Consider the following 25,039-nt stretch of genomic DNA (forward strand, 5'->3'; position numbering starts at 1 on the left):
TTCCAGAGGTTTCCACTGGCGGGCCGCCCTTCCCCCGGCGGACCGCCATGACGACAGGAGCACCGATGCGCATCCGTACCGCGGGTGTGGTCGCCCTCTTCGCCCTGGCGCTCGCCGCCTCGGGCTGCGGTGGCGACAGCGACGAGCCGGCCGCGAAGGACACCCCCAAGGCCGCCGGCGGCAAACTGGTGATCTGGGCGGACGACAAGCGGACCGCCGCCCTCAAGCCGTTCGCCGAGAAGTTCGGCCAGGAGAACGGCGTCACCGTCGAGGTCCAGGCCGTCAGCAAGGACCTCCAGACCAACTTCGTCACCGCGTCCCAGCAGGGCAGCGGGCCGGACGTGGTGGTCGGCGCGCACGACTGGATCGGCAACCTGGTGCAGAACGGCGCCATCGACCCGGTGCAGCTCGCCGCCGAGCAGAAGAGCGCCTTCAACGCGACAGCCATCAAGGCTGTCACCTTCAACGGCCAGCTCTACGGAGTGCCGTACGCGCAGGAGAACCTGGCGCTGATCCGCAACACCGAGCTGGCCCCGGAGGCGCCGAAGACCATCGAGGACCTGGTCGCCGCCGGCAAAACGCTCAAGGCGTCGAAGAAGGCCACCGAGACGCTCTGCCTCCAGGTCGGCCAGAACGGCGACGCGTACCACATCTACCCGCTGTACACCTCGGCCGGCGGTTACCTCTTCGGGACCGGCGCCAACGGGGACTACGACCCGAAGGACCTGGGCGTGGGCAAGCCCGAGTCGATCGAAGCCTTCAAGAAGATCGGCGCGCTCGGCGAGAAGGGCGCGGGCGTACTCAAGCGCTCCATCGCCGACACCAACTCGATCGCCACCTTCACCGGCAAGAAGTGCGCGTACCTGGTCTCCGGGCCTTGGGCCGTGGCCGACGTGAAGAAGGCCAACATCAAGTACGACATCTCGGCGATCCCCGGCTTCGCCGGTGGCAAGGAGGCCCAGCCGTTCGTGGGCGTGCAGGCGTTCTACGTCGCCGCCAAGGGCAAGAACAAGGCGCTGGCCCAGGAGTTCGTGGCCAACTACACCACGACTCCCGAGCTGGCCGTCGCGCTGTACAACGCCGAGCCCCGCCCGCCGGCGCTGACCGCCGCCCTCGACCAGGTGAAGGGCACCGACCCGGACCTGGCCAAGTTCCAGGAGGCGGGCAGGAACGGGCAGGTCCTTCCGGCCATCCCGGCGATGGCGGCGATCTGGGACCCGTTCGGCAAGGCCGAGGCAGCCGTCATCGGCGGGGCGGACCCGACCAGCACCATCACCGCGGCCGGCAAGACCATCTCCGGCCAGATCAAGTAATGAGTACGCCGCTGTCCGGCCCGGGGTCTGCCACGCAGGCCCCGGGCCGGGAGCCCGCCGGCTCCCGCCCCCCGCGCTCTCGCCCGTCGCGTACCCGCGACGACGCGCCGATCAGCCTGACCGGTCTCGCCGGCAAGGTGCTCCTGCTCGGCCTGACCGCCGGTGTCGCGGTCTGGGCGGCGTTCCCGCTCATCGCCGCCGGAATGTGGCCCGGCCTGGCACTGCTGGCGGCGTGCACCGCCGGGCTGTTCTACCTGTACCTCACCCGCCGGCACATCCCGGCCAAGTACCTGGTCCCGGGAACCCTGTTCCTGATCGCCTTCCAGGTCTTCCCGGTGCTCTACACCGCCAGCACCGCCTTCACCAACTTCGGCGACGGGCACCGGGGCAGCAAGGACGACGCGATCGTCGCCATCGGGTCCTCGTCGGTCACCCAGGTACCCGGGTCCGCCGAGTACGCCCTGTCCATCGCCACGAAGGGCGACCCGGCCACCGGCGCGCTGGTCTTCCTGGTCACCGACCCGGGCACCGGCGCGGTCTCCGTCGGCGACACTGACGGGCTGCGCCGACTCGACCCCGCCGACGTCACTGTCGCCACCGGTGGCCGGGTCACCGCCGCCGACGGGTACACAGTGCTGACCGTCGGCCAGGCCAGCTCCCGCAGCAAGGAGATCACCGATCTGGTGGTGCCCACCCCGGGCGGCGCGGTGCGCTCCAGCGGACTGTCCCGCGCGTACGAGGGCAAGGCGGTGCGGGCGTACGACGCCGGCTGCGACTGCGTCCGGGACGCCGAGACCGGGCAGACCTGGACCGCCGACGCCGAGGCGGGCGCCTTCGTCGCCGCCGACGGTGAGCGGCTGGCCCAGGGCTGGAAGGTCAACGTCGGGCTGACCAACTTCACCCGGGTGCTCACCGACGAGAACATCTCCGGCCCGTTCCTGAGCAGTCTCATCTGGAACTTCGCCTTCGCCATCGGCTCCACCGGCGGAACGTTCCTGCTCGGCATGCTGATCGCCCTGGTCCTGCACTCGCCCCGGATGCGCGGCACCAACTTCTACCGGGTGCTGCTCGTCCTGCCGTACGCCATGCCGTCGTTCGCGATGCTGCTGGCCTGGCGGGACATGTTCAACGCCGACTTCGGGCTGATCAACAGCCTGTTCGGGGTGAATGTGGACTGGTTCGGGCAGGCGTGGACGGCCCGCTTCGCGGTCATCCTCGTGCAGCTCTGGCTCGGCTACCCGTACATGTTCCTGGTCGCCACCGGCGCGTTGCAGGCCATCCCGCGTGAGCTGACCGAAGCCACATCGGTCGACGGGGCATCGCCCTGGCAGTCCTTCCGGGCGGTCACCCTGCCGCTGCTGCTGGTCGCGCTCTCCCCGCTGCTGATCTCGTCGTTCGCGTTCAACTTCAACAACTTCAACGCGATCTACCTGACCACCGAGGGCGCGCCCTTCCCCGCTGACAACCCGGCCAACGGTGCCACCGACCTGCTCATCACGTACACCTACCGGCTGGCCTTCGGCGGGCAGGGCGCGCAGTTCGGCTTCGCCGCCGCGATCTCACTGTTCATCTTCGCCATCGTCGCGGTGGTCTCCGCGGTGAGCTTCCGGCGGACCCGCCAACAGGAAGAGGTGTACGCGTGAGCGCGAGGAGTGAGCTTGCGAGCCCCGCAGTCGCGAACGAAAGGTGGCTCGCGTGAGCGCGAGGAGTGAGCTTGCGAGCCCCGCAGTCGCGAACGAAAGGTGGCTCGCGTGAGCGCGAGGAACGGGGTGCGGCGTAACCGCTGGTTCGCCCAGGTCGGCTGGCGGCATCTGGTGGCAGTGCTCGGCGTGCTGTTCAGCCTCTTCCCGATCGTGTTCGTGCTCTCCGCCGCACTGAACCCGCTCGGCACGTTGTCCACCACCGAGTTGGTGCCGACCGGCGGGGTGTCCCTCGGCAACTTCGGCGGACTGTTCGAGCGAACCGCCTTCGGCCGGTGGTTCCTCAACTCACTGCTGATCGCCGGGGTGGCGTCGTTCGCCTCGGTGTTCCTCTCGGCGCTCGCCGCGTACGCGTTCTCCCGGATGCGGTTCCGTGGCCGCCGGGTGGGGCTGCTCTCGCTGCTGCTGATCCAGATGTTCCCGCAGTTCCTGGCGATCGTGGCGATCTACCTGATCTTCGGCACGATCACCGACCTGTGGCCGTCGATCGGCTTCAACACTCCCTGGGGCCTGCTGCTGCTCTACCTGGGTGGTGCACTCGGGGTGAACACCTGGTTGATGAAGGGTTTCTTCGACACGCTGCCCCGGGAGCTGGACGAGTCGGCGACCATGGACGGCGCCTCGCACGCCCAGGTCTTCTTCCGGATCATGCTGCCGTTGGTGGCGCCGATCCTGGCGGTCGCCGGGCTGCTGGCCTTCATCGGCACCATCAACGAGTTCCTGATGGCCAACGTCTTCCTCACCAGCACGGACTCCAAGACCCTGGCGGTGGGGATGTACGGCCTGTTGGAGGGCAATGAGCGCAACAACAACTTCGGGATCTTCGCGGCCGGCACCCTGCTGACCGCGATCCCGACGGTGCTGGTCTTCCAGTTCCTCCAGCGGTACATCGTCTCCGGGCTGACCTCGGGCGCCGTCAAGGGTTGAGGCCGGGGGGCGGTCGACCTCCGGTGGCGCGAGGTACTGTGCTTCGGCACCGCCACGACGCTGCTCAGCGAGAGCGGGCCAGCGAACGGTGGCGCGCCTGCTTCACTAGCCGCTGGCGGTTCCACCGCCTCTTCATCCGCCGTCCGGTGCGGTTCCCGGGGAGAACTCTCGTGCAATTGTCGATCTTGATGCCGGTCTACAACGAAGCGGAACGCGTCGCGGAGGCACTGAAGCAGGCCCTCGCCGTGCGGTACCCGTGCGAGATTGAGATCGTGGTGGTCGACGACGGCAGTACTGACGCAACTGCGGAGATCCTCGGTCGGATGGATGACGCGCGGCTGCGGGTCGTGACGCACCCGCGTAACGCGGGCAAGGGCGCGGCGATCAAGACGGCAGCGGACAGCGCCCGTGGCGAGTACATGGTGATCCTGGACGCCGACCTGGAGTACGACCCACAGGACATTCCGAGGCTGCTGGCACCGGTCCTGGAAGGGCACGCGACAGTCGTCTACGGCAACCGCACCTTCGGCAGCCACAGCGCCTACAGCTTCTGGTACGTGGTCGGAAACCGGGGAGTCACCACGGCGGCGAACGTCCTGTTCAACTCCTACATCGGTGACCTGGAGACGTGCTTCAAGCTGATGCCGGTGGAGCTGTACCGGTCGCTGAACATCCGCTCCCGCGGGTTCGGCATGGAGGCCGAGGTGACTGGCAAACTGCTGCGGCGGCGGATCCGCCCCTACGACGTGCCGATCACCTACCGGGCGCGGGGCCGGGACGAGGGCAAGAAGATCACCTGGCGGGACGGGGTCGAGGCGTTGTGGATCCTGGGCCGGGAACGGGCCCGGCGTCGTCCCCACGGCGTCCCCGCCAAGACGCTCGCTGACCGATGACGACCACGACGTACCGGAATCCGACCACTATCGCTCGGATCGTCGTGGCGCTCGTCGGGGTGGGCTGCCTGCTCCTGACCGTCCAGGGTGCCGTGCAGGCCACCGGCCGCGGCGCCGCCCTGATGAGTGACCGGGAACACGACCTCCCCGCACTACAGCACCAGGTGGACCTGGAGACGCTCTGGGGCCAGTTCGTCGAGCAGGTGCCCACGGGCAGCCGGATCTCGCTCACCCCGGCCCGGGCCAACAGGGACCTGTGGCGTCAGCGGTTGAGTGAGCTGGCAGTGCTGCACGGATGTGTGGTCGTCGAGGGCGCGCCGCGGGACTACACAGTGGGCGTCGCCTCGGTGCAGCGGAAGCGGCCGACCAGCGCCGGCGTGCGGCTTGTCGTACGGAAGGTCGACTGACGACATGGATGCGACCCCGCTGCTCGCCGTACTCGCCCTCCTCGTCGCCGGCTTCCCGCTGGCCTTCGCGATACTGCGCAGTCCCTTCCTCGCCCTGCTCCTCGCGCCCCTGGTGGCGGCGTTGCTGAGCACTGTCGCGGTGGTCCTGATGCTGGTCGTCGGCGGTCCACTGCCGTTCTGGATCGCCCTGGTGGTGGCCGCCGGGGCGGTCGGCGCCTGGTGGCTGTTGCGCCGCCCCGGCGAGCCCGCGCCCTACGGGCGGTGGTCGCACGCGCTGCTGATCGCGCTGCCACTGCTCCCGCCGTGCCTCATGATCTTCGAACCGGCCCACCAGTGGGACGCGCACTCGATCTGGTGGCTGCACGCCGGCTACTTCGCCAACGGGAGCGAGTACGCGCGGGCGACCATCGGCAGCCCCGCCTTCGTCTTCTCGCACACCGACTACCCGCCGCTCGCCTCCGCGCCCGCCGCGGCCGTGTGGAGCGTCGTCGAGCCGGACTTCCGTACCGCCCAGATCGTTGGCGCGTTGGTCACCGTCTCCGCTGTCGCGATGCTGGTCTACCTGGTCCGGCGGGCGCTGGGCCGGGTGTCCGCGCGGGTGGCCTGGGCGCTGGCCATCGCGGTGGGCCTCGCTACCTGGTCGAGCGTCCCGTACGCGGTGACCGGCGGGCTCGCCGACGCGCTCTGGTCCGCCGCCTTCGCCGGAGCGGTGGTGGCCCTGCTGCTCAGTGCGGAACCGCTGCGTCGACCCCTGTTGCCGCTGTTGCTGCTGACCGTCGCGGCCCTCAGTAAGAACGAGGGGCTGATCGCCGCCGCGGGCCTGGCCGTGCTGGTCACCGTGCGGGCCCGTGCCGACCTGCGGCGAGCCGCGCTGGTCTGGCTGCCGGTGCTGGCCGGGGGCGCCTGGGCGGTGTTGGCCCGCCTGTTGGACGCCCAGTCGGACATCACCAACGGCGGCTCGGGTGACCGGAGCGTGGCGATGGTGGAGCGGTTCCAGTTCACCATCGCGGCGCTGTGGGACGTGGTCGGTCCGGTGCTGGCGGGTGCTGCCGTGGTGGCGCTGCTCGGCACGCTGTTCCTGCGAGGGCGACGGCGTGCCGCCGGGCTGGCGGCGGACGGCTGGGTGTGGGCGGCCAACGGCTACTACCTGGCTGTTCTGGTCGGGACGTACCTGTCCGGCCCGAACGACATCGAGTGGTGGCTGGCGACCTCGGTGCACCGGGTGACGCTGCCGGTGCTGCTCCTGGCCGCGGTGAGCCTCGCCGGATGGGTCGCCGTCGCGTTCGGCGGTGACAGCCGGGCGGATTCGCAACCGGTGCTCGACCAGCCGCGCGAGCCGGCCCTCACGAGTGCCACGCCCACAGCGACCGGTTGATCGACTGATCCGCGCCCGTCGGCGGTTCCCACTACTACGATCCGTCGTTCATAGGGAAGTATGGCGACCGTGGAAGCTCTCAGACTCATCCTCCTCTACGTCCACCTGATCGGGTTCGCCCTGCTGCTCGGTGGCTCGATCGCCCAGTACGCCAGCGGTCGGCTGCGGATCAACCCGGCCATGCTGTGGGGCGCGGTGATCCAGTTGCTGACCGGGCTCGGCCTCTCCGCGCCGCTGCGCGACGGCGACGAGCCGGCGCCGGCAAAACTTGTGACGAAGTTGGTGATCGCGCTGCTGATCTTCGTCATGGTCTTCTTCTCCCGGAAGCGGGACGTGGTCAACCGAGGTCATTTCCTCGCGATCGTCGGTCTGACCCTGGTCAACGCGGCGGTCGCGGTCTTTTGGCGGTAACGTCCGAGGAGGAAAGCGTCTCCAGAAAACGGACGTTGCGGACGCCTTGGCGCTCGGTTACCAGCACGAAGAGTGACTTGTCCCACGCAAGGGTTACACCCGGGTAACAGGCGCTCAACAGTCGTGCACGATTGTCGGCCGGTGGGTGGGCGCGGGCGTACGCTCCCGTCCGTAACGTGGGACAGCCGGCGGCATACCGCAGGTCGGCTGATGGGCTGCCACCGCATTAGGCGCGGTGTGCAATGGGAAGGAGACGTCTTGCGCTCGGTGCGTGGGATGCGGATCGCCTCGATCTTCGCGGTGGGTGGGCTCGCGCTCACCGCCGCCGCTTGTGGCGAGGCCCCCAAGGATGACAACAACGCCGGCAGTGGCGCCAAGAAGTTCAGCGCCTGCATGGTGACCGACGTCGGCGGCATCGACGACAAGTCGTTCAACACCTCCGCCTGGAAGGGTCTGCAGGAGGCCAAGGCCGCCAACGACAACATCGACATCAAGTTCGTCGCGTCCAAGGCCGAGGCCGACTACGAGCCGAACCTGACGCAGTACGTCAACCAGAAGTGCGACTTCATCCTGGCGGTCGGTGGCCTGATGGCCAACGCCACCTCGAAGATCGCCAAGGCGAACCCGAACCAGGAGTTCGGCATCGTCGACGCGAACCCGGGTGACGCCAACGTCTACCCGATGCAGTTCGACACCGCCCAGGCCGCGTTCCAGGCCGGCTACCTCGCCGCTGGGATGAGCAAGACCGGCAAGGTGGGCACCTACGGTGGTCTGCCGATCCCGCCGGTCACCATCTTCATGGACGGCTTCGTCGACGGTGTGACGTACTACAACACCACGAAGAAGAAGAACGTCCAGGCGCTGGGTTGGAACAAGCAGACCCAGAAGGGGTCGTTCACCAACGACTTCGCCAAGCAGGACGAGGGCAAGAAGGTCTCCGACGCGCTGGTCGCCCAGGGCGCGGACATCATCATGCCGGTCGCCGGCGGCTCCGGCCTCGGCACCACCGCCGCGGCCAAGGCCTCGGGCGGCAAGTACAGCACCATCTGGGTGGACGTCGACGGCTGCGAGAGCACCCCGGACTGCGCGGCGATCATCACCACCGTGGTCAAGAACATCCCGGAGGCCGTCAAGGAGGCCGTGGTCAAGGCCGCCGCTGGCGACAAGCTGCCGGCCAACCCGGGCTTCGTCGGCACCCTGGCCAACAGCGGTGTCTCGATCGCCCCGTACCACGACTTCGACAGCAAGGTTCCGGCCGAGCTGAAGGCCGAGGTCGACAAGATCAAGGCGGACATCGCCGCTGGCACCATCACCGTCACCTCGAAGGCCCAGCCGACCAAGTGACAACCGGCCGGCCCCTCCGGTGAGATCATCGGGAGGATCGGCGGGGGACAGGTACGACCGATCGGCCGCTCCGGCTCTGCGGGTAACCCCGCGGGGGTCGGAGCGGCCGATCGCGCACCACGGCGGCCGGCCCGGTCCGGCCGGTTCCACGGCAGCTAGGCTGCACCATCGCTCGCACTCCAGGAGGTTGCGCTGAGACTCGAACTGCGCGGCATCACCAAGCGGTTCGGTGATCTGGTCGCCAACGATCACATCGACCTGACGGTGGAGCCTGGAGAGATTCACGCCCTCCTCGGCGAGAACGGCGCGGGCAAGTCGACACTGATGAACGTGCTCTACGGGCTCTACCAGCCCGACGAGGGCGAGATCCTGGTCGACGGCAAGCCGCTGAAGCTGAAGGGCCCGTCCGACGCGATCGGGGCCGGGATCGGCATGGTGCACCAGCACTTCATGCTGGTGCCGGTCTTCACCGTCGCCGAAAACATCATGCTCGGCGCCGAGCAGGTCCGGGGCGGCATCGCCGGCTTCCTGGACCGGCGTCGGGCCCGGCGCGAGGTCACCGAGGTGTCCGAGCGCTACAACCTGCGGGTCGACCCGGACGCGGTGATCGAGGACCTGCCGGTCGGCATCCAGCAACGAGTCGAGATCGTCAAGGCGCTCACCCGCGACGTCGACCTGCTCATCCTGGACGAGCCCACCGCGGTGCTCACCCCGCAGGAGACCGAGGAACTGCTGACGGTCATGCGGTCGCTCAAGGCGGCCGGCAAGTCGATCGTCTTCATCACGCACAAGCTCGGCGAGGTCAAGGCCATCGCCGACCGGATCACGGTGATCCGACGCGGCAAGACCGTCGGCACCGCCTCGCCCGAGGCCAGCCGGGACGAACTGGCCGCGTTGATGGTCGGGCGCAACGTCCGGCTCACAGTTGACAAGACCCCTGCCACTCCGGGCGAGCCCGTGCTGGAGGTGGCCGGGCTCGTTGTCGACGACGACCGGCAGATCCGCGCTGTCGACGGGGTGGACCTGACAGTGCGCGCGGGTGAGGTGCTCGGCGTGGCGGGCGTACAGGGCAACGGTCAGACCGAGCTGATCGAGGCGGTCATGGGCCTGCGCCCGGTGCTCGCCGGCACGATCAGCCTGGCCGGCGATCGGATCGACGGCTGGAAGCCCAAGAAGGTGCTCCGGGCGGGCGTCGGCTACGTGCCCGAGGACCGCAGCGTGGACGGCTTGGTCAAGGAGTTCAGCGTCGCGGAGAACCTGGTGCTGGACATCTACGACCGACCGCCGTTCGGTGCCGGGCTCGCGCTGAAGCCGGACGCGATCGCCGCCTCGGCGAAGGAGCGGATCGAGCAGTTCGACGTCCGCACCTCATCGGCCGACGCGGCGGTGGGCACCCTCTCCGGCGGCAACCAGCAGAAGGTGATCGTGGCCCGGGAGCTGTCCCGGCCGCTGAAGCTCCTCATCGCCGCCCAGCCGACCCGTGGCGTCGACGTCGGGTCGATCGAGTTCATCCACAGTCAGATCATCCACGAACGGGACATCGGCACCGCCGTCATGGTGGTCTCCAGCGAGCTCGACGAGGTGATCGGGTTGGCCGACCGGATCGCTGTGATGTACCGCGGTCGGATCATCGGCATCGTCGGCCCGGACACCCCGCGTGAGGAGATCGGTCTGCTGATGGCCGGCATCAGCCCGGACGCGGCCCAAGAGCGCAACACGGACGCCGTGCCCGGCGACGGGCCGGCCACCGACGGGGGCCCGGCGAGCGACCCGGGCTCCGCGAGCGAGGACGAGGCATGACCAACCCCCCAACCCCGCAGTCCGGCTCCCCGGACAAGGAGCCGGCGAGCGAGGCGCAGGCCGCGCAGAACGCGCTCGGCAACACCGAACGCGCCGAGGTGGCGACCGAGCCGGACCGCTCGGTGGCGAAGCCGGGCCCGGAGCCGGAGCCGAAGCCGAGCCTGGGCCGGTTGTTCCTGGACAACCTCTGGGCTGCCAACACCTTCACTGTGACGCTGCTGTCGTTGGTGCTGGCGATCGTGGTCGGTGCGGTGCTGATGATCATTTCTGATCCTGAGGTGCTCTCCACCTACTCGTACATCACCTCGCGCCCGTCCGACGCGATCAACTCCAGTTGGACGCTCGTCAGCGAGGCGTACGCGAACCTGTTCAAGGGCTCGGTCTTCGACCCCGAGGCGTTCTCCGGCTGGCTGGACGGCGCCAACGGCTGGCAGGCAGTGCTCGCGCCGATCTCGGAGACGCTGACCTACGCGGCGCCGCTGGTCTTCACCGGGCTGTCGGTGGCGCTGGCCTTCCGCGGCGGCCTGTTCAACATCGGCGCCCAGGGCCAGGCCACCATCGGTGTGATCATGGCGGCGCTGGCCGGCTTCCTGCTGCCGCTGCCGCCCGGCCTGCACCTGCTGGTGGCGGTGCTGGCCGGCGCGCTGGGTGGAGCGATCTGGGGTTTCATCCCCGGCATCCTCAAGGCCCGTGCCGGAGCGCACGAGGTGATCAACACGATCATGCTCAACTACGTCGCCACGTACTTCCTCACCTGGTTGATCGTGCAGAACGGCGTGCAGGACCCGAACCGCACCGACGCGATCAGCAAGGCGGTGGACACCTCGGCCCAACTGCCCCGACTGCTCGGCGACAACCTGCGGGTGCACGCCGGCATCCTGCTCGCCGTGCTGGCCACCTGGGCGGTCGCCTGGCTGCTCAACCGCTCGACGCTCGGCTTCGAGCTGCGCGCGGTCGGCGCCAACCCGGACGCCGCCCGGACCGCAGGCATCAGCGTCACCAGGACGTACATCCTGATCATGGTCTTCGCCGGGATCCTGGCCGGCCTCGGCGGCTCGAACATGGTGCTCGGCTCGACCGCCAGCGCGTTGACTCCGCTGGTGGTCGCGCAGATCGGCTTCGACGGCATCCTGGTGGCGCTGCTCGGGCGGGTGAAGCCCTGGGGGGTGCTGCTGGCCGCGCTGCTGTTCGGTGCGCTCCAGGCCGGTGGTAACCGGATGCAGTCGTACTCCGGGATCTCGCTGGAGCTGGTGACAGTGCTCCAGGCGCTGATCGTCATCTTCATCGCCGCACCGGCCCTGGTGAAGGCGATCTTCCAGCTCCGGGCCGCGCGTGCCGCCCGGTTGCAGACGAGCCTGGCGAAGGGCTGGTAACTCATGTCCACCATGGCTGTCCCCGACATCGCGGTCGCCCCGGTCGACGAGGGCTTCTGGACCCGCAGCCGGAAGGTCGGTCTCACGCTGCTGGCGCTCGGCCTGCTGTCAGCTGTGCTCTTCGGCGCGCTCGCCACCGACCAGCAGGCCCGGTTCACACTCAGCGACGACGCGGCCGGTGCCGCCTTGGAGATCAACGGGACGATCGGGGCGATCCTGTTCGGGATCATCACGATCGCGGCCGGCGCGGCGCTGCTCGCCGGGGTGCCGAAACGCTGGTTCCTTCCCGTGCTCGGCGTCGGGCTGGTCGCCTTCGTGCTGTCGTTCCTCTGCTGGCAGGTCTCCGCCGCGCCGGCCGGGCAGAACTTCATGCCGCTGGTCAACATCATCCGCGGCACGTTCATCCTGGCCCTGCCGCTGATCTTCGGCGCGCTCGCCGGGGTGCTCTGCGAGCGGTCCGGCGTGGTCAACGTGGCCATCGAGGGCCAACTGCTGATGGGCGCGTTCAGCGGCGCACTGTTCGGCAGCATCTCCGGCAGCGTCTGGGTTGGCCTGGTCGCCGCCGCCATCGGCGGCGCGTTCATCTCGCTGCTGTTGGCCGTCTTCGCCATCCGCTACCTGGTCGACCAGGTCGTCATGGGCATCGTGCTGAATCTGCTGGCCGTCGGCGTCACCGGCTTCCTCTACGAGCGGCTGATGCAGACCGACGCCGCGAAGTACAACAGCGCGCCCCGCTTCAGCAACTGGGAGATCCCGCTGCTGAAGGACATCCCGGTGCTCGGGCCGGCGTTGTTCCGCGGCAACATCTTCCTGTACCTCGGCCTGCTCCTGGTGCTGGTGATCCACATCGGGTTGTTCCGCACCCGGTGGGGGCTGCGGACCCGCTCGGTCGGCGAGCACCCGATCGCCGCGGACACGCTCGGCGTCAAGGTGCTGCGGGTCCGCTACCGCAACGTGCTGCTGGCCGGAGTGGTCGCCGGCATCGGCGGCGCGTCCTACACGCTGGCGCTCTACTCGTTCACCAAGAACATGATCGGCGGTAAGGGCTTCATCGCCCTGGCCGCGCTGATCTTCGGCCGGTGGAACCCGACCGGCGCGCTGCTCGCCGCGCTCTTCTTCGGCTTCGCCGACCAGCTCGCCACCTACCTGGGGGCCATCAACAGCGTCATCCCCAGCCAGTTCCTGGCCATGCTGCCGTACCTGGCGACCATCCTGGCCGTCGCCGGGCTGGTCGGCAGGGTCCGGGCACCGGCCGCCGACGGCAAGCCGTACATCAAGGGCTGACCCGCGCTGGTCCGTCGATCATGGAGTTGTGGTGCCTCACAAAAGTCGCAAAGTTGCATTCGTCGCCCACCACAACTGCATGATCGGCGAAGCCGGCGGGCCGGCGCGAACAGCGCGCCTCGCCGCGGGCCGACGTGCGGTTCGCAGTACCCTGACGGCTTCTGAGCTGGGCTACTTCGGCAGGATGATGGCATGACCGACATTGACTGGGCCCAGTTGCGCGCCGCCGCCACCGAGGCGATGCGGCACGCGTACGCGCCGTACTCGACGTTCCCGGTCGGCGCGGCGGCGCTGGTCGACGACGGCCGGGTGGTCGTCGGCTGCAACGTGGAGAACGCCGCGTACGGAGTGACGCTCTGCGCCGAGTGCGGGGTCGTCTCCAGCCTGCACGCCACCGGTGGCGGTCGGCTCGTCGCGCTCTCCTGCGTCGACGCGACCGGCGAGCCGTTGATGCCGTGCGGCCGTTGCCGGCAGCTGCTCTGGGAGCACGGCGGGCCGGAGTGCCTGATCGAGAGCAAGACCCGGCCACTGCGGATGGCCGAGCTGCTGCCGCACGCCTTCGGCGTGGAGGACCTGGAGGCCGTCACCGGGGAGACGCCGGTGCCGGTGGTCCCGGAGCGGCTCGCTGCCTGGCGCGGGCGCGGCACCGTCTTCGTGCACCCGGACATGTCCGCTGGTCAGCAGGTCTGGACGGCGTACTGGGAGCGGTCGGCCGGCGACGACGCCGGCGCCGAGACCGGGGTGCTGGAGGAGGCGCCGAGCTGGGACGACCCGGCTGAGGCGATCACCTGGGGCCTGGCCCGAACACCGCGTGTGGTGGTGGTCGACGCGACCGGGACCATCTTCTGGGCCGGCGAGGGTGAGCCGCCGGCGGAGATCCCGGTTCGCTGGGGTTGAGCTTGGCGGGCGGGGGCCGACCGTGCCCGGCTCCGGGCGGTCAGGCTTGATCCCTCCGCCGGGCACGGTCGGCCCCGGCCCCGTCGTGGGCACGACCGTCCGTGGGGCACGGTTTCTCCATACAACTAAGAAAGATCTTCTGATGAGTTCTGGGTTTGCTGCTGTTGACGTTATTCGCGTGAAGCGGGACGGGGGTGTGCTGTCGGACGCGCAGATCGACTGGGTGGTCGACGCGTACACCCGGGGGGTTGTCGCCGACGAGCAGATGTCCGCGCTGGCGATGGCGATCCTGCTCAACGGCATGACCGGTCCGGAGATCGCCCGGTGGACGGCCGCGATGATCGCCAGCGGTGAGCGGTTGGACCTGTCGGCGGTACGCCGGCCGACCGTCGACAAGCACTCCACCGGCGGCGTCGGCGACAAGATCACTCTGCCGCTCACCCCGCTGGTGGCGGCGTGCGGCGCGGCCGTACCGCAGCTGAGCGGCCGGGGTCTCGGACACACCGGCGGCACGCTGGACAAGTTGGAGTCCATCCCGGGCTGGCGGGCCACTGTGAGCAACGACGAGTTCATCGCCCAGCTCGACGAGGTCGGCGCGGTGATCTGCGCGGCCGGTGCCGGGCTCGCCCCCGCCGACCGCAAGCTGTACGCGTTGCGCGACGTGACCGGCACCGTCGAGGCGATCCCGCTGATCGCCAGCTCGATCATGAGCAAGAAGATCGCCGAGGGCACCGGGGCGCTCGTCCTCGACGTCAAGGTCGGCTCGGGCGCCTTCATGAAGTCCGTCGACCAGGCCCGCGAGTTGGCGCGCACCATGGTCGAGCTGGGCGGAGCGCACGGGGTGCGGACTGTCGCCCTGCTCACCGACATGTCCACCCCGCTCGGCCTGGCGATCGGCAACGCCGTCGAGGTGACCGAGTCGGTCGAGGTGCTGGCCGGTGGTGGACCGGCCGACGTGGTGGAACTGACCCTCGCGCTGGCCCGGGAGATGCTCGACGCCGCAGGTCTGCCGGACGCCGATCCGGCGGCGGCGCTGCGCGACGGCCGGGCCATGGACTCCTGGCGGGCGATGATCCGGGCGCAGGGCGGCGACCCGGACGCGCCGATGCCAGCGGCCGCCGAGGTGGAGGTGGTCCGCGCCGAGCGGGACGGGTACGTCGCGGCCATCGACGCGTACGCCATGGGGGTTGCGGCGTGGCGGCTCGGTGCGGGTCGGGCGCGCAAGGAGGACCCGGTCAGCGTGCCGGCCGGTGTGGTGTTGCACAAGCGGCCGGGTGACGAGGTGCGGGCCGGTGACCCGCTCTACGAGCTGCGGGCCGACGACGCGACGCGGATTCCGGCCGCGCTCACCGAGGCCGCCAACGCGGTGCGGATCGCGTCGACGGCCCCGGCGGCGACGTCGTTGGTCATCGAACGCATCGGCTGATCGATCCGGCGTCGCCCAGGCGTGGTGCCGGTCACCTGGGAGCGCTATTGTCGCAGGCCAAGGGGGGACAACCGGCCTTGCGCCGGCGCGAGCAGACAGGAAGACCCGTCGTGACCGTTGCTGCCCCCGACCCACGTGAGGTGCGCGAGGCGAGCCTGGACGAGCTGTCCCGGCTCGGCCTGCCGTTGCCGCCGGCCCAGTTTCCCCTCGTCTGGGAGCCGGGTGACCAGATCGATCTGCGTCCGACAGTGGAGATCGAGGCGCGGATCGCGGTGCTGCACCTGATCCTGGCCCGCTGTTTCGGGATGCCCCCGCAGGCGGCGATGAGCTGGCTGCTCGGTTCGCACCTGGTCGACATGGTCACCCCGCCGGAGTGGCAGTTCGTGATGGGCGGCAAGGGTGACCACCGGTCGTTCGTGCTGCACCACGACGCGCTGTTCGCGCTGGCGTGGGTGCTCGGGCTGAGCAAGCAGCTCGACCCGACACTGGCCGTCGACGAGCGGCTGGTCGAGCGGCTGCCGCACATCGCCGAGGGGGAGACCTTCCCGCACTGGCGCTCCCGGATCCTCACCGCGCCGCAGCACCCGGCCGACGCGGCAGCCCTGCTGGATCTGCACTACTGCCTGGACTGGGCGTACCTGGAGACCGAGCGCGGCGGCCGGCGTGCGCCGGGACTGGTCGACGCGAACGCGATCGGGCAGCGGCGGTGGGCGCTGGAGTGGGCGGTGATCCTGCGCGGGCCGTACCACGACGAGCCGCCCGGCTGGGAAGAGGTCGACCTCTCCACCTGAGGTCAGCGAGGTCGCAGGACGTCGAGCCGGACCGCCACTGTGACCCGGACCGGTTCGGGCAGCGCGGCCAGCCGGGCGGCGAGCGCGCCCGGGTCGGTGTGCCAGGCGCTGGGGCCCATCCCGACCACTGTGGCGACCTCCGGCCGGGTCAGCGCCAGCTCCGTCCGGTGCACGGCCGAGCTGACCGGCGTGAAGTGCCCGCCCAGGCTGCCGGCCACCCGGTCGGCCTTGTCCGGGTCCACCCGCAGCAGGTCGAGGGCGTCCACCAACTCGGCGAGGTGGTCGGTGTCGGGCGTGACCACCAGCAGCGTGCCGGCCCTGTCGAGCACCCGGTGGAACTCCGGGCCGTTGCGCGGGGCGAAGACGTTCAGCAGCACGGCCGTCGAGGCGTCGGCGAGCGGCAGTCGCTGCCAGGTGTCGGCGAGCGCCGCGGCGGCCCGGGGATGCGCGCGGGCCGCGCGGCGCAGCGCCGGCTTGGACACGTCCAGGGCCAGACCCACGGCGTCCGGCAGCGCCGCCAGCACAGCGCCGAGGTATCGGCCGGTGCCGGCGCCGGCATCCACCACCAGGGGGTACGTCTCGACGTCGGGCGTCGGCGTCGCGCGGAGCCGACCGACGGCTTCCGTCGCGGCGTCGCAGAGGGCTGCCGAGATGCTGTCGTAGTGCCCTGCGGCGAGGAAGTCCGCCCGGGCGGCCACCATCTCGGCGCTGTCGCCGACGTGCGGCGCGCGCCCGGCGAGGAGGTTGACGTACCCCTGCCGGGCGATGTCGAAGCTGTGCCGGCGCGGGCAGCGCAGCGCACTGGTGGTGCCGGCGGTCGCCTCGGACAGCGGCTCGCCGCAGACCGGGCAGCGCAGTCGGTCGAGGATGCCGGGGTCCACGTCAGACCTCCGCTGCGGGCTGCGGTCGGGTGGCCCGCAGGCCCGGGTCTGCGAGACGGTCGACCACCCGGTGGGTGAGTTCGCCGAGGGCGTCGACCTCCGCGGGGGTGAGCAGGTCGATCAGGTGCCGGCGGACGGCGGCCACGTGACCGGGTGCGGCGGACTCGACGGCCTGCCGGCCCGCCGGGGTGAGCACGACGATCGAGCCGCGGGCATCGTCGGCGCACTCCTCGCGGGTCACCAGGCCACGCTGCTGCATCCGGCTCAGGTGGTGGGAGAGCCGGCTCCGTGACCACAGCATCCTGTCCGCCAGCTCGCTGAGGCGCAGGCGCCCCTCGGGTGTCTCGGAGAGGTCGGACAGCACGTCGTAGTCCGGCTCGGAGAGGCCGGCGTCCTGGGTCAGCTCCCGGGCCAGCTCCAGGTCGAGCAGTCGACGCATCCGGCGGTAGCCGCGCCAGGCGCGGTCCTCCCGCTCGTCCAGCCACCGGGTTGCGTCCATGCTCCCAGTCTAGCCATTTCGTTGACATGTCATCGAACGCCCCCTACGGTCGATGACATGTCAACAAACCAACTGTGGGAGCTGTTCGGGCAGCGGGGGCGCGGAGTGCTGGTCACACTGCGTCGGGACGGGCGGCCCCAGCTGTCCAACCTCGACTACCTGGCCGAACCGGGGTTGATCCGCTGCTCCACCACCGAGGGCCGGGCGAAGGTGCGCAACCTGCGCCGCGATCCCCGGGCCAGCTTCCACGTGACCACGCCGGACGGCGGCGCGTACGCGGTCGCCGAGGGGACCGTGACGCTCACCGAGCCGGCCGTGGCCACCACCGACGAGACTGTCGACGAGTTGGTCGAGGTCTACCGCCGGATTCGCGGCGACCACCCGGACTGGGCGGACTACCGCGCCGCAATGGTTGCCGACGGGAGGCTCGTGATCCGCCTCGACGTCCACCGGGTGTACGGGTGGCGGCCATGACGTCCGGCCGGTCCCGTACCGGTCCGCCCAGGCCGCTGACTAGGGTCTGAGCATGGTCGCAACTATCCGGTACGAGGACATCGTCAAGGTCCCGAAGGCGCTGCTGCACGACCACCTCGACGGCGGGCTGCGGCCGGCGACGATCGTCGACCTGGCCGCCGAGGTGGGCCACGAACTGCCCACCACCGACCCGGAGGCGCTCGGACGCTGGTTCGCGGACGCGGCGGACTCCGGTTCCCTGGAGCGCTACCTCGAGACGTTCGCACACACAGTGGCGGTCATGCAGACCGCGCCCGCCCTGCGTCGGGTGGCCCGCGAGTGCGCCCTGGACCTGGCCGCCGACGGCGTGGTCTACGCCGAGGTGCGCTTCGCCCCGGAGCAGCACCTGGAACGGGACCTCAGCCTGGACGAGGTGGTCGAGGCGGTGCTGGCCGGGTTCGCCGAGGGCACCGCCCAGGCGGTCGAGGCGGGCCTGACCATCCGGGTGGGCACCCTGCTCACCGCGATGCGGCACGCCGCCCGCTCCCAGGAGATCGCCGAGCTGGCCGTGCGGCACCGGGACGCCGGGGTGGTCGGCTTCGACATCGCCGGCGCCGAGGCGGGCTTTCCGCCCACCCGGCACCTGGACGCCTTCGAATACCTCCAGCGGGAGAACTTCCACTTCACCATCCACGCCGGCGAGGCGTTCGGTCTGCCGTCGATCTGGCAGGCGATCCAGTGGTGCGGAGCGGACCGGCTCGGCCACGGGGTGCGGATCGTCGACGACATCGCCCCCGACGGCTCGCTCGGCCGGTTGGCCGCGTACGTCCGGGACAAGCGGATCCCCCTGGAGCTGTGCCCCTCGTCGAACGTGCAGACCGGCGCTGTGGCCTCGATCGCGGACCACCCGATCGGCCTGCTGCGGGACCTGCGTTTCCGGGCCACCGTCAACACCGACAACCGGCTGATGAGCGGCACCTCGATGTCGCGGGAGATGTCGCTGCTGGTGGAGACGTTCGGCTACGGCTGGAAAGAGCTGCAGTGGTTCACCATCAACGCGATGAAGAGTGCCTTCATCCCGTTCGACGAGCGGCTGCGGATCATCGATGACGTGATCAAGCCGGCGTACGCGAAGTTGCTGGCCTGAGCTCAGCCGTGTGGGTGGCCGGCGAGCAGCCCGGCCACCCGGCGCAGCACCTCCCGAGCCCGGGCCGCCTCCGCGCCGAGGCCCATCTGCCGACGCAGCACGGCGGGTTCGGCCCGCAGCAGCGCCACCCCGCGCCGAATCAGCACCCGAGGCGCCTTGCGCTGCTCGGACAGGTCGCGGGCGAGCCGGCGCAGGAAGGTGGCCCCCCGCGGGCGGCGCAGCGCGTACGCCCCGGCGAGCAGGCCACGGCGACGGCACTCCTCGACGATCTCGGCGGCGAAGATCCCTTCGGCCACGAAAAGTGGCGATCCGGCGACATCAAATGGCCGGGTGGCCACCCGGCGATCTGCGCCGATCGCATAAACCGGCACATCGGCTCGGCCCTCGCGGGCAAGTTGGGCAATGATTTCCACCGCACTGAGGGCGTCCCAGGAGTGCGGCGATTCCCAATCCACCTGGCCGTTTCGTCTCGGCAACGTAGGGTCATCGCCGTCTTTGTAGAAGTCGTCCAAGCAAAGCACCGGCAGGCCGGTTTGCTGCGCTATGTACGACTTTCCGGACCCCGATGGGCCGGCCAGTAGGACAACTCGGTGCGGATGTTTCATTACCTTCAGTTACTCCGGCCAGACAGACTGCTATCAAATCGCATCAACATCTCATCACACCTTCGGTTGGGGACAACCTGGGCTTTCTTCTTGTCGACCGGCGTGATGGAATCTCGGGGGTCCGACCCGCCGGGTCGGTCGCTGGGCGTTGCCCGGGGCAACGCGTTCAAGCTGTAATCGCGAGGGCGGTGACGTGAGCAAACGGCCAAAGACGGCGGGCTCCTTCCTGTCGCGGCTGCGCCGGCCGGCCAGCCGGCTCCGGGACATGCCGATCTGGTCCAAGCTCGGTCTCATCATGATCGTGCCGACCATCGCCACGGTCGTTGTGGGTACCAGTGGTCTTGTCGACCACGTGGAGACGCTCAACAATGCCAACCGAGCTGGCGACCTGGCCAACCTGTCGAGCTATTCAGGTGACCTGGTCGACACCCTCCAGGACGAGCGGACCGCCGCCGTGCTGCTGCTGGGTGCGGACGGGACGCAGCCGACGGCGCAGTACCAGGAGGCCTACAACCGGGTGAACTCCCGGGTGGACCAGGCAGCGGCGCCCTACCGGCAGCAGCGCACCGAGATCGAGGACCTGCCGAGCAGCCTGGAGAGTCTGCTCGACGGCATCGACCAGAACCTTCAGGACCTGTCGGGCGTCCGCAGTCAGGTGTTCAACGGAAAGCTCGCGCTCACCGAGACCGTGCAGGCGTACGAGGGTCTGATCACCGACCTGCTCGCCATCCGCGACTCGTCCACCCAGCTCGCCGGTGACAACCAGCTGAGCGACCGGATGCGCGCCGCCGCGGCTGTCGCCCGGGAGAAGGAGTTCCTCGCCGTACGCCGGGTCGTGGTGCACCGCGCGCTGGGCGTGAAGGGCGGACAGCGCCTGACCCCGGCACTGCGCAGGGACTACGTCGCCAGTGACACCGGTCAGCAGCAGGCCCTGCAGAGCTTCAAGGCCGTCGCCACCCCGGACGACGCCAAGTTCCACGACCAGACGGTCGCGGGCGGCGACCGCCGGCAGGCACAGAACTACACCGGCTGGATCGACGGCAACACCACCGGCAACATGCGCGGTGCGCCGTTCGGCCCGGACCAGTGGGAAGCCGCCATGACGGCCAACGCCAAGCTGATCCGCACCGTCGAGACGAAGCTCGACGGTGAAGTGGTCAACCAGGCCGACACGCTTCGCTCGGACGTCCAGCGCCAGGTCTTCCTGGAGACCGGCCTGCTGCTCAGCATGCTGCTGCTGGCCATCCTCTTCGCCTACCTGGTGGCCCGCTCGATGGCCCGCTCACTGCGTGAGCTGCGGCAGGGCGCGCTCTCCGTGGCCCAGTACGGTCTGCCGCAGGCGGTGGCCCGTCTGCGCGACCCACAGGTCGTCGGGCAGCTCTCGCCGGTGCAGCTGGCCAACCAGATCGCCGAACCGCTTCCGGTGCGCAGCAAGGACGAGTTCGGCCAGGTGACAGAGGCGTTCAACGCCGTCCACCTGGAGGCCGTCCGCACAGCCGCCGAGCAGGCGGCACTGCGTGCCTCCGTCGCGACCATGTTCGTCAACCTGGCCCGCCGTTCCCAGATCCTGGTCGACCGCCTCATCGGGCACCTCGACCGGCTGGAGCGCGGCGAAGAGGACCCGGACCGGCTGGCCGAGTTGTTCCAGCTCGACCACCTGGCCACGCGGATGCGCCGTAACGACGAGAACCTGCTGGTGCTCGCGGGTGCCGACTCCACCCGTGTGCAGCGTGAGCCGGCAGCTCTCATCGACGTGCTGCGCGCCGCGCAGTCCGAGGTCGAGCACTACACCCGGATCGAGTTCGGTGTCATCGACCGCGACATCGAGGTCGCCGCGCACGCGGTCAACGACCTGGTGCACCTCGTCGCCGAGCTGTTCGACAACGCCACAGCGTTCTCTCCGCCCGACTCGCAGGTCATGGTCGAGGCTCGCCGGGTCGGCGACCGCTCCTCGCTGTACGTCGAGGACCGCGGTATCGGCATCAGCGCCGAGCAGTTGCACGATCTCAACGAGCGGCTCGCGACGCCGCCGCAGGTGGACGTGGCCGTGTCCCGGATGATGGGCCTGGTCGTGGTCGCCCGACTGGCGTCCCGGCACGGTGTCCGGGTCGAACTGCGCCCCGGCAACGATCGCGGCACTGTCGCCGACGTGACCCTGCCCACCTCGGTGCTGGTGCCCCGGGCACTGTCCGGTCGGGTGCAGCAGCCTCCGGCTCTGCCGGCGGCCGGTGCTCCCCAGTTCGGTGGTCCGCAGTCCGGTGGGCCCGCGCCGGTGTTCGGCGCGCTGCCCGCGCTGGGCAACGGCCCGCGCCCGAGCGAGTCCGGCAACCAGGTCACCCTGGGCGGTCGCCCGTTCGACCCCGCGACGCGCAACGGTGCCGGCGCCCCCGCCAACGGTGGCGCGTACCGGTCGATGCCGGCCTGGTCCGACCTGACCGGCGCGGCCGGGACGAACGGCGTCAACGGTGGCGACGGGTTCACCCCCCGGTCGGCCAACGGCCCGGGGAACGACCCGCTGCCGCAGCGCCGGGCCGGGGACGAGACCCCGACCACCGGCCAGCAGCCGTCCATCCCGCGTCAACTGCCGAGCAGCCCCGAGGCGCACCCGTACTCGGCGCCGCCGGTCTCCGCGCAGCCCTACTCCGGCGCGCCGGTCTCCGCCTCGCCGGCCTCCGGCCAGCCGTACTCCGGGCATCCCTACTCGGGTGCGCCGTACGGCGGCGCGCCGGTGTCCGCCGCCCCGGCCTCCGGGCAGCCGTACGCCGGTCCGCCGGTGTCCGCGTCGCCGGTCTCGGCCTCGCCGGCGTCCGGTCAGCCGTACTCGAACCAGCCGTACTCGGCGCCGCCGGCCTCCAGCCAGTCGTTCAGCGGCTTCGCGCCCCGATCCGCACCGCCCGCGCAGGCACCCAGCGCCCCGGCGCCGCCGGCCTGGCCGCCAGTGCCGGGTAGCGAGCGGGACACGGCCACTCCGCCGGTGCCCGAGCGGCTCGCCGCCGCCCTGGACATGACCACGGAGCTGCCGCGGGTGCCGCGACCGGGCGAGCAGCCGGCCGCAGCCCAGCCTCCGGCTCCCGCGCCGACTCCGGCCGCAGCGCCGGCCCCGGCTCGGCCGGCACCGCAGGCTCGGCCGGCACCGCAGCAGCCGCAGGCGCAGAACCGTCAGCGGTACGCGGATGAGACGATGGAGCTGCCGATCTTCCGGGAGCTCGAGTCGGCCTGGTTCCGTACCCGTCGCCCGGGCTCCGAGGAGCCCGCGGCCGGCGCGCAGCCAGCGACGAACGGCGACTCCGCGACCCAGCAGTTCGCCACGGTCGAGGCGACCGGTCGGGCAGTCCACAAGACACCACCCGGGACGACAGGTAACACACCGATGGCAGACACTCCGACGGTCGGAGGAGCGCCGCGGGACAACGGCTCCACAGCGAGCGAGGGCACTCGCCCCAGCCTCGCCGAGAGCCTGCCGAACCGCCGGCCCCAACCGCAGAGCAACGGCTGGCAGACCGCCGCCGACGACGGCTGGCGTGCTGCCTCCGCCGCGGCCGGCGCGACGCCGGTGAGCGAGACCACCACGACCGGTCTGCCGAAGCGCAAGCCGATGGCGCAGCTGGTGCCCGGTGCGGTAGAGAAGCCCACCACCTCGGTCCAGCGGCGCTCCCCGGAGGCGGTTCGTGGCCTGCTCTCCGCCTACCACCGGGGCGTGCAGCGAGGGCGTAGCACCTCGGACAACCCGACCAGCCCGGAGGCGACTCCGGGAGGGCAATCCTCGCAGTCTGGCTCAGGCCCGGTGGCCGGGAGCGGGCAGAAGGAGCAAGAAGGATGACAACTACGCAGGATCTTGGTTGGCTGCTGGCCAACTTCGCCGACCGGGTGCCCGGCGTCGCGCATGCGGTCGCCGTATCGGCGGACGGCCTACTCCTCGCGTCGTCACGGGATCTGCCGCGTGACCGGGCAGACCAGCTCGCCGCGATCTCATCGGGTCTGGTAAGCCTGACCCAGGGGGCAGCACGCTGCTTCGAGGGAGGCGCGGTGTTGCAGACCGTCGTGGAGATGGACAATGGCTTCCTGTTCCTGATGTCCATCTCGGACGGCTCCTCCTTCGCCGTGCTGGCAGCCCGCAGCTCCGACGTGGGCCAGGTTGGCTACGAGATGGCGCTGCTGGTCGACCGGGTGGGCGACGCGCTGACCCCGCAGCCGCGTGCGGCTGCGGGCATGCTGGGCTGACGTTTCGCCGATCGTGAGGTCGGCGCGACCGCAACAACGACAACGACGGGTTTCACCGGTGGGAGCCGGTAACGGGTGCGAAGGAGGTGAGCGGCGAGATGGCCGATCGTGACGAACCGACCGGAGCGTTGGTCCGTCCATACGCCGTGACCCGTGGTCGCACCCGTCCCCGGCTCGACATCGCGCTGGAGGCGCTCGTCGAGACGACGGTGCGCGGCCGTACCGCTGCCAATGGCAACGGTGGTGGCCGCGAACACCAGTACATCGCCGCGCTGTGTGACGGACGCGTGCAATCGCTCGCAGAGATCGCGGCGCGGATGCAGCTCCCGCTCGGTGTGGCCCGGGTGCTCATCGCCGACATGGCGACGGACGGCCTGGTCGCGGTCCACGAGCCGACCATTTTGGACGACTCCGACGACGCGGTGGGCACTGAACTGCTGGAGAGGGTGCTGAGTGGACTTCGCAGGCTCTGACATGTCGCACCGCCCGCCGAACCCGAGCGGCCGCGTGACGTCGGCGAAGATCGTTATCGCCGGTGGATTCGGCGTCGGTAAGACGACGCTGGTCGGCTCGGTCTCGGAGATCACGCCGCTGACCACCGAGGCCATCATGACCTCCGCCGGCGTGGGCGTAGGCGACACCCGGCAGGTGCCGGGCAAGACGACGACCACGGTGGCCATGGACTTCGGCCGGATCTCGATCGACCGTGACCTGATCCTGTACCTGTTCGGTACGCCGGGTCAGACCCGTTTCTGGTTCATGTGGGACGAACTGGTGCGGGGTGCGATCGGTGCGGTCGTGCTGGTGGACACTCGCCGGCTGGCCGACTGCTTCGCGGCGATCGACTTCTTCGAGCACCGACGCCTGCCGTACCTGGTGGCGATCAACTGCTTCGACGGGATGCAGTACCACGACCCGCAGGACGTTCGGGACGCCTTGGCGATCTCGAGCGACGTGCCGGTGGTGGCCTGCGACGCCCGTAACCGGGAGTCGACGAAGCACGTGCTGATCTCGCTGGTCGAGTACGTGCTGACCATGCGCCGTACGCGCGCCGTCGCCCCGGCCTGATCCGGGACGCTGCACGCCCCGGTGGTGGCTCCGGCCGCCACCGGGCGTAGCACCATGCCCGCTGCGCCGCCGTGCGCCAGCGCGTCCGTCACGCCGCCTCCTGGGCGATCGAGGAAGCTGCCGGTCCTGCATCCCTGAGGGCCGTGGTGCTTCGCCGATCGTCGAGGAGGCGGCGTCGTCGTGTCCGGGGTTCTCCGGGATACGTGAGAGCGCCCTCAGTCAGC

The 25,039-nt window shown here is 70.2% G+C and carries 23 protein-coding genes; 20 read left to right on the forward strand and 3 right to left on the reverse strand.

Features of this window, described 5'->3' with window-relative positions:
- The first annotated feature begins 65 nt into the window (after window positions 1–65).
- The 14 genes from NIE79_RS22685 to NIE79_RS22750 all read left to right on the forward strand — a co-directional run bounded on the left by NIE79_RS22685 (window position 66) and on the right by NIE79_RS22750 (window position 15,941).
- Window positions 66–1,313 carry a sugar ABC transporter substrate-binding protein gene (locus tag NIE79_RS22685; RefSeq protein WP_238680468.1) on the forward strand — a complete coding sequence of 416 codons (1,248 nt, stop codon included), beginning with the start codon at window positions 66–68 and terminating at the stop codon, window positions 1,311–1,313.
- Complete coding sequence (locus NIE79_RS22690) at window positions 1,313–2,956, forward strand: ABC transporter permease subunit (RefSeq protein WP_238680469.1); 1,644 nt, start codon at window positions 1,313–1,315, stop codon at window positions 2,954–2,956. Before NIE79_RS22685 ends, NIE79_RS22690 begins: the two co-directional genes overlap by 1 nt.
- A gap of 108 nt (window positions 2,957–3,064) precedes the next feature.
- Window positions 3,065–3,940, forward strand: coding sequence for a sugar ABC transporter permease (locus NIE79_RS22695; protein ID WP_238680470.1), 876 nt, complete (start codon window positions 3,065–3,067; stop codon window positions 3,938–3,940).
- 170 nt (window positions 3,941–4,110) lie between these two features.
- Window positions 4,111–4,833 carry a glycosyltransferase family 2 protein gene (locus NIE79_RS22700; RefSeq protein ID WP_238680471.1) on the forward strand — a complete coding sequence of 241 codons (723 nt, stop codon included), beginning with the start codon at window positions 4,111–4,113 and terminating at the stop codon, window positions 4,831–4,833.
- Window positions 4,830–5,240 (forward strand): hypothetical protein, encoded by a 411-nt coding sequence (locus NIE79_RS22705; protein WP_238680472.1) that lies wholly within the window; start codon window positions 4,830–4,832, stop codon window positions 5,238–5,240. The genes NIE79_RS22700 and NIE79_RS22705 overlap by 4 nt, the downstream gene beginning before the upstream one ends.
- A 4-nt stretch (window positions 5,241–5,244) precedes the next feature.
- The gene (locus NIE79_RS22710; RefSeq protein ID WP_238680473.1) at window positions 5,245–6,615 is read left to right on the forward strand and encodes a hypothetical protein; all 1,371 of its coding nucleotides are present in this window, start codon (window positions 5,245–5,247) and stop codon (window positions 6,613–6,615) included.
- Window positions 6,616–6,684: 69 nt separating this feature from the next.
- Window positions 6,685–7,026, forward strand: a complete 342-nt coding sequence (locus NIE79_RS22715; RefSeq protein WP_091397247.1) for a hypothetical protein — start codon at window positions 6,685–6,687, stop codon at window positions 7,024–7,026.
- 276 nt (window positions 7,027–7,302) lie between these two features.
- Window positions 7,303–8,370, forward strand: a complete 1,068-nt coding sequence (locus NIE79_RS22720; RefSeq protein ID WP_238680491.1) for a BMP family lipoprotein — start codon at window positions 7,303–7,305, stop codon at window positions 8,368–8,370.
- A gap of 252 nt (window positions 8,371–8,622) precedes the next feature.
- Window positions 8,623–10,170 (forward strand): ABC transporter ATP-binding protein, encoded by a 1,548-nt coding sequence (locus NIE79_RS22725; RefSeq protein WP_308193211.1) that lies wholly within the window; start codon window positions 8,623–8,625, stop codon window positions 10,168–10,170.
- Window positions 10,167–11,543, forward strand: a complete 1,377-nt coding sequence (locus tag NIE79_RS22730; protein WP_238680474.1) for an ABC transporter permease — start codon at window positions 10,167–10,169, stop codon at window positions 11,541–11,543. Before NIE79_RS22725 ends, NIE79_RS22730 begins: the two co-directional genes overlap by 4 nt.
- Window positions 11,544–11,546: 3 nt before the next feature.
- Window positions 11,547–12,827 carry an ABC transporter permease gene (locus tag NIE79_RS22735; RefSeq protein ID WP_238680475.1) on the forward strand — a complete coding sequence of 427 codons (1,281 nt, stop codon included), beginning with the start codon at window positions 11,547–11,549 and terminating at the stop codon, window positions 12,825–12,827.
- Window positions 12,828–13,019: 192 nt separating this feature from the next.
- Window positions 13,020–13,724: a cytidine deaminase gene (locus NIE79_RS22740; RefSeq protein ID WP_238680476.1), complete on the forward strand. Its 705-nt coding sequence runs from the start codon at window positions 13,020–13,022 to the stop codon at window positions 13,722–13,724.
- Between the two features lie 142 nt (window positions 13,725–13,866).
- Window positions 13,867–15,150 (forward strand): thymidine phosphorylase, encoded by a 1,284-nt coding sequence (locus NIE79_RS22745; protein WP_238680477.1) that lies wholly within the window; start codon window positions 13,867–13,869, stop codon window positions 15,148–15,150.
- Window positions 15,151–15,260: 110 nt separating this feature from the next.
- A complete protein-coding gene (locus NIE79_RS22750) occupies window positions 15,261–15,941 on the forward strand; it encodes a DUF4272 domain-containing protein (RefSeq protein WP_112677367.1) in 681 nt (226 codons plus the stop codon).
- A gap of 2 nt (window positions 15,942–15,943) precedes the next feature.
- Here the strand turns inward: NIE79_RS22750 and NIE79_RS22755 are convergent, their stop codons facing one another.
- Both NIE79_RS22755 and NIE79_RS22760 read right to left on the reverse strand, forming a co-directional pair.
- Window positions 15,944–16,822, reverse strand: coding sequence for a putative RNA methyltransferase (locus tag NIE79_RS22755; protein ID WP_238680478.1), 879 nt, complete (start codon window positions 16,820–16,822; stop codon window positions 15,944–15,946).
- A 1-nt stretch (window position 16,823) separates the two neighbouring features.
- Window positions 16,824–17,321, reverse strand: coding sequence for a MarR family winged helix-turn-helix transcriptional regulator (locus tag NIE79_RS22760; protein WP_238680479.1), 498 nt, complete (start codon window positions 17,319–17,321; stop codon window positions 16,824–16,826).
- Between the two features lie 57 nt (window positions 17,322–17,378).
- On the opposite strand from NIE79_RS22760, the gene NIE79_RS22765 reads away from it, so the two are divergent.
- A complete protein-coding gene (locus NIE79_RS22765) occupies window positions 17,379–17,795 on the forward strand; it encodes a PPOX class F420-dependent oxidoreductase (protein ID WP_238680480.1) in 417 nt (138 codons plus the stop codon).
- Window positions 17,796–17,847: 52 nt separating this feature from the next.
- Window positions 17,848–18,921 (forward strand): adenosine deaminase, encoded by a 1,074-nt coding sequence (locus NIE79_RS22770; protein ID WP_238680481.1) that lies wholly within the window; start codon window positions 17,848–17,850, stop codon window positions 18,919–18,921.
- Between the two features lie 2 nt (window positions 18,922–18,923).
- Here the strand turns inward: NIE79_RS22770 and NIE79_RS22775 are convergent, their stop codons facing one another.
- Window positions 18,924–19,217, reverse strand: coding sequence for a hypothetical protein (locus NIE79_RS22775; RefSeq protein ID WP_238410792.1), 294 nt, complete (start codon window positions 19,215–19,217; stop codon window positions 18,924–18,926).
- Between the two features lie 502 nt (window positions 19,218–19,719).
- Here NIE79_RS22775 and NIE79_RS22780 point away from each other — a divergent pair.
- From NIE79_RS22780 to NIE79_RS22795, 4 genes are all read left to right on the forward strand, one after another.
- Complete coding sequence (locus tag NIE79_RS22780; protein WP_238680482.1) at window positions 19,720–23,346, forward strand: nitrate- and nitrite sensing domain-containing protein; 3,627 nt, start codon at window positions 19,720–19,722, stop codon at window positions 23,344–23,346.
- The gene (locus tag NIE79_RS22785) at window positions 23,343–23,747 is read left to right on the forward strand and encodes a roadblock/LC7 domain-containing protein (RefSeq protein ID WP_030329023.1); all 405 of its coding nucleotides are present in this window, start codon (window positions 23,343–23,345) and stop codon (window positions 23,745–23,747) included. The genes NIE79_RS22780 and NIE79_RS22785 overlap by 4 nt, the downstream gene beginning before the upstream one ends.
- Window positions 23,748–23,845: 98 nt before the next feature.
- Window positions 23,846–24,220 (forward strand): DUF742 domain-containing protein, encoded by a 375-nt coding sequence (locus NIE79_RS22790; protein WP_124820399.1) that lies wholly within the window; start codon window positions 23,846–23,848, stop codon window positions 24,218–24,220.
- A gap of 1 nt (window position 24,221) precedes the next feature.
- Complete coding sequence (locus tag NIE79_RS22795) at window positions 24,222–24,815, forward strand: GTP-binding protein (RefSeq protein ID WP_238680483.1); 594 nt, start codon at window positions 24,222–24,224, stop codon at window positions 24,813–24,815.
- Window positions 24,816–25,039: the final 224 nt, after the last annotated feature.

This window comes from Micromonospora trifolii, assembly GCF_022229005.1.
Lineage (GTDB): Bacteria > Actinomycetota > Actinomycetes > Mycobacteriales > Micromonosporaceae > Micromonospora > Micromonospora trifolii.

What these genes read in the sequence shown, in the direction of transcription:
- NIE79_RS22690 (WP_238680469.1), top strand. Translation starts at nt 1,313, where the DNA reads ATGAGTACGCCGCTGTCCGGCCCGGGGTCTGCCACGCAGGCCCCGGGC.
- NIE79_RS22735 (WP_238680475.1), top strand. Translation starts at nt 11,547, where the DNA reads ATGTCCACCATGGCTGTCCCCGACATCGCGGTCGCCCCGGTCGACGAG.
- NIE79_RS22790 (WP_124820399.1), top strand. Translation starts at nt 23,846, where the DNA reads ATGGCCGATCGTGACGAACCGACCGGAGCGTTGGTCCGTCCATACGCC.
- NIE79_RS22710 (WP_238680473.1), top strand. Translation starts at nt 5,245, where the DNA reads ATGGATGCGACCCCGCTGCTCGCCGTACTCGCCCTCCTCGTCGCCGGC.
- NIE79_RS22795 (WP_238680483.1), top strand. Translation starts at nt 24,222, where the DNA reads ATGTCGCACCGCCCGCCGAACCCGAGCGGCCGCGTGACGTCGGCGAAG.
- NIE79_RS22785 (WP_030329023.1), top strand. Translation starts at nt 23,343, where the DNA reads ATGACAACTACGCAGGATCTTGGTTGGCTGCTGGCCAACTTCGCCGAC.
- NIE79_RS22765 (WP_238680480.1), top strand. Translation starts at nt 17,379, where the DNA reads ATGTCAACAAACCAACTGTGGGAGCTGTTCGGGCAGCGGGGGCGCGGA.
- NIE79_RS22740 (WP_238680476.1), top strand. Translation starts at nt 13,020, where the DNA reads ATGACCGACATTGACTGGGCCCAGTTGCGCGCCGCCGCCACCGAGGCG.
- NIE79_RS22685 (WP_238680468.1), top strand. Translation starts at nt 66, where the DNA reads ATGCGCATCCGTACCGCGGGTGTGGTCGCCCTCTTCGCCCTGGCGCTC.
- NIE79_RS22730 (WP_238680474.1), top strand. Translation starts at nt 10,167, where the DNA reads ATGACCAACCCCCCAACCCCGCAGTCCGGCTCCCCGGACAAGGAGCCG.
- NIE79_RS22705 (WP_238680472.1), top strand. Translation starts at nt 4,830, where the DNA reads ATGACGACCACGACGTACCGGAATCCGACCACTATCGCTCGGATCGTC.
- NIE79_RS22720 (WP_238680491.1), top strand. Translation starts at nt 7,303, where the DNA reads ATGCGGATCGCCTCGATCTTCGCGGTGGGTGGGCTCGCGCTCACCGCC.
- NIE79_RS22745 (WP_238680477.1), top strand. Translation starts at nt 13,867, where the DNA reads ATGAGTTCTGGGTTTGCTGCTGTTGACGTTATTCGCGTGAAGCGGGAC.
- NIE79_RS22770 (WP_238680481.1), top strand. Translation starts at nt 17,848, where the DNA reads ATGGTCGCAACTATCCGGTACGAGGACATCGTCAAGGTCCCGAAGGCG.
- NIE79_RS22760 (WP_238680479.1), bottom strand. Translation starts at nt 17,321, where the DNA reads ATGGACGCAACCCGGTGGCTGGACGAGCGGGAGGACCGCGCCTGGCGC.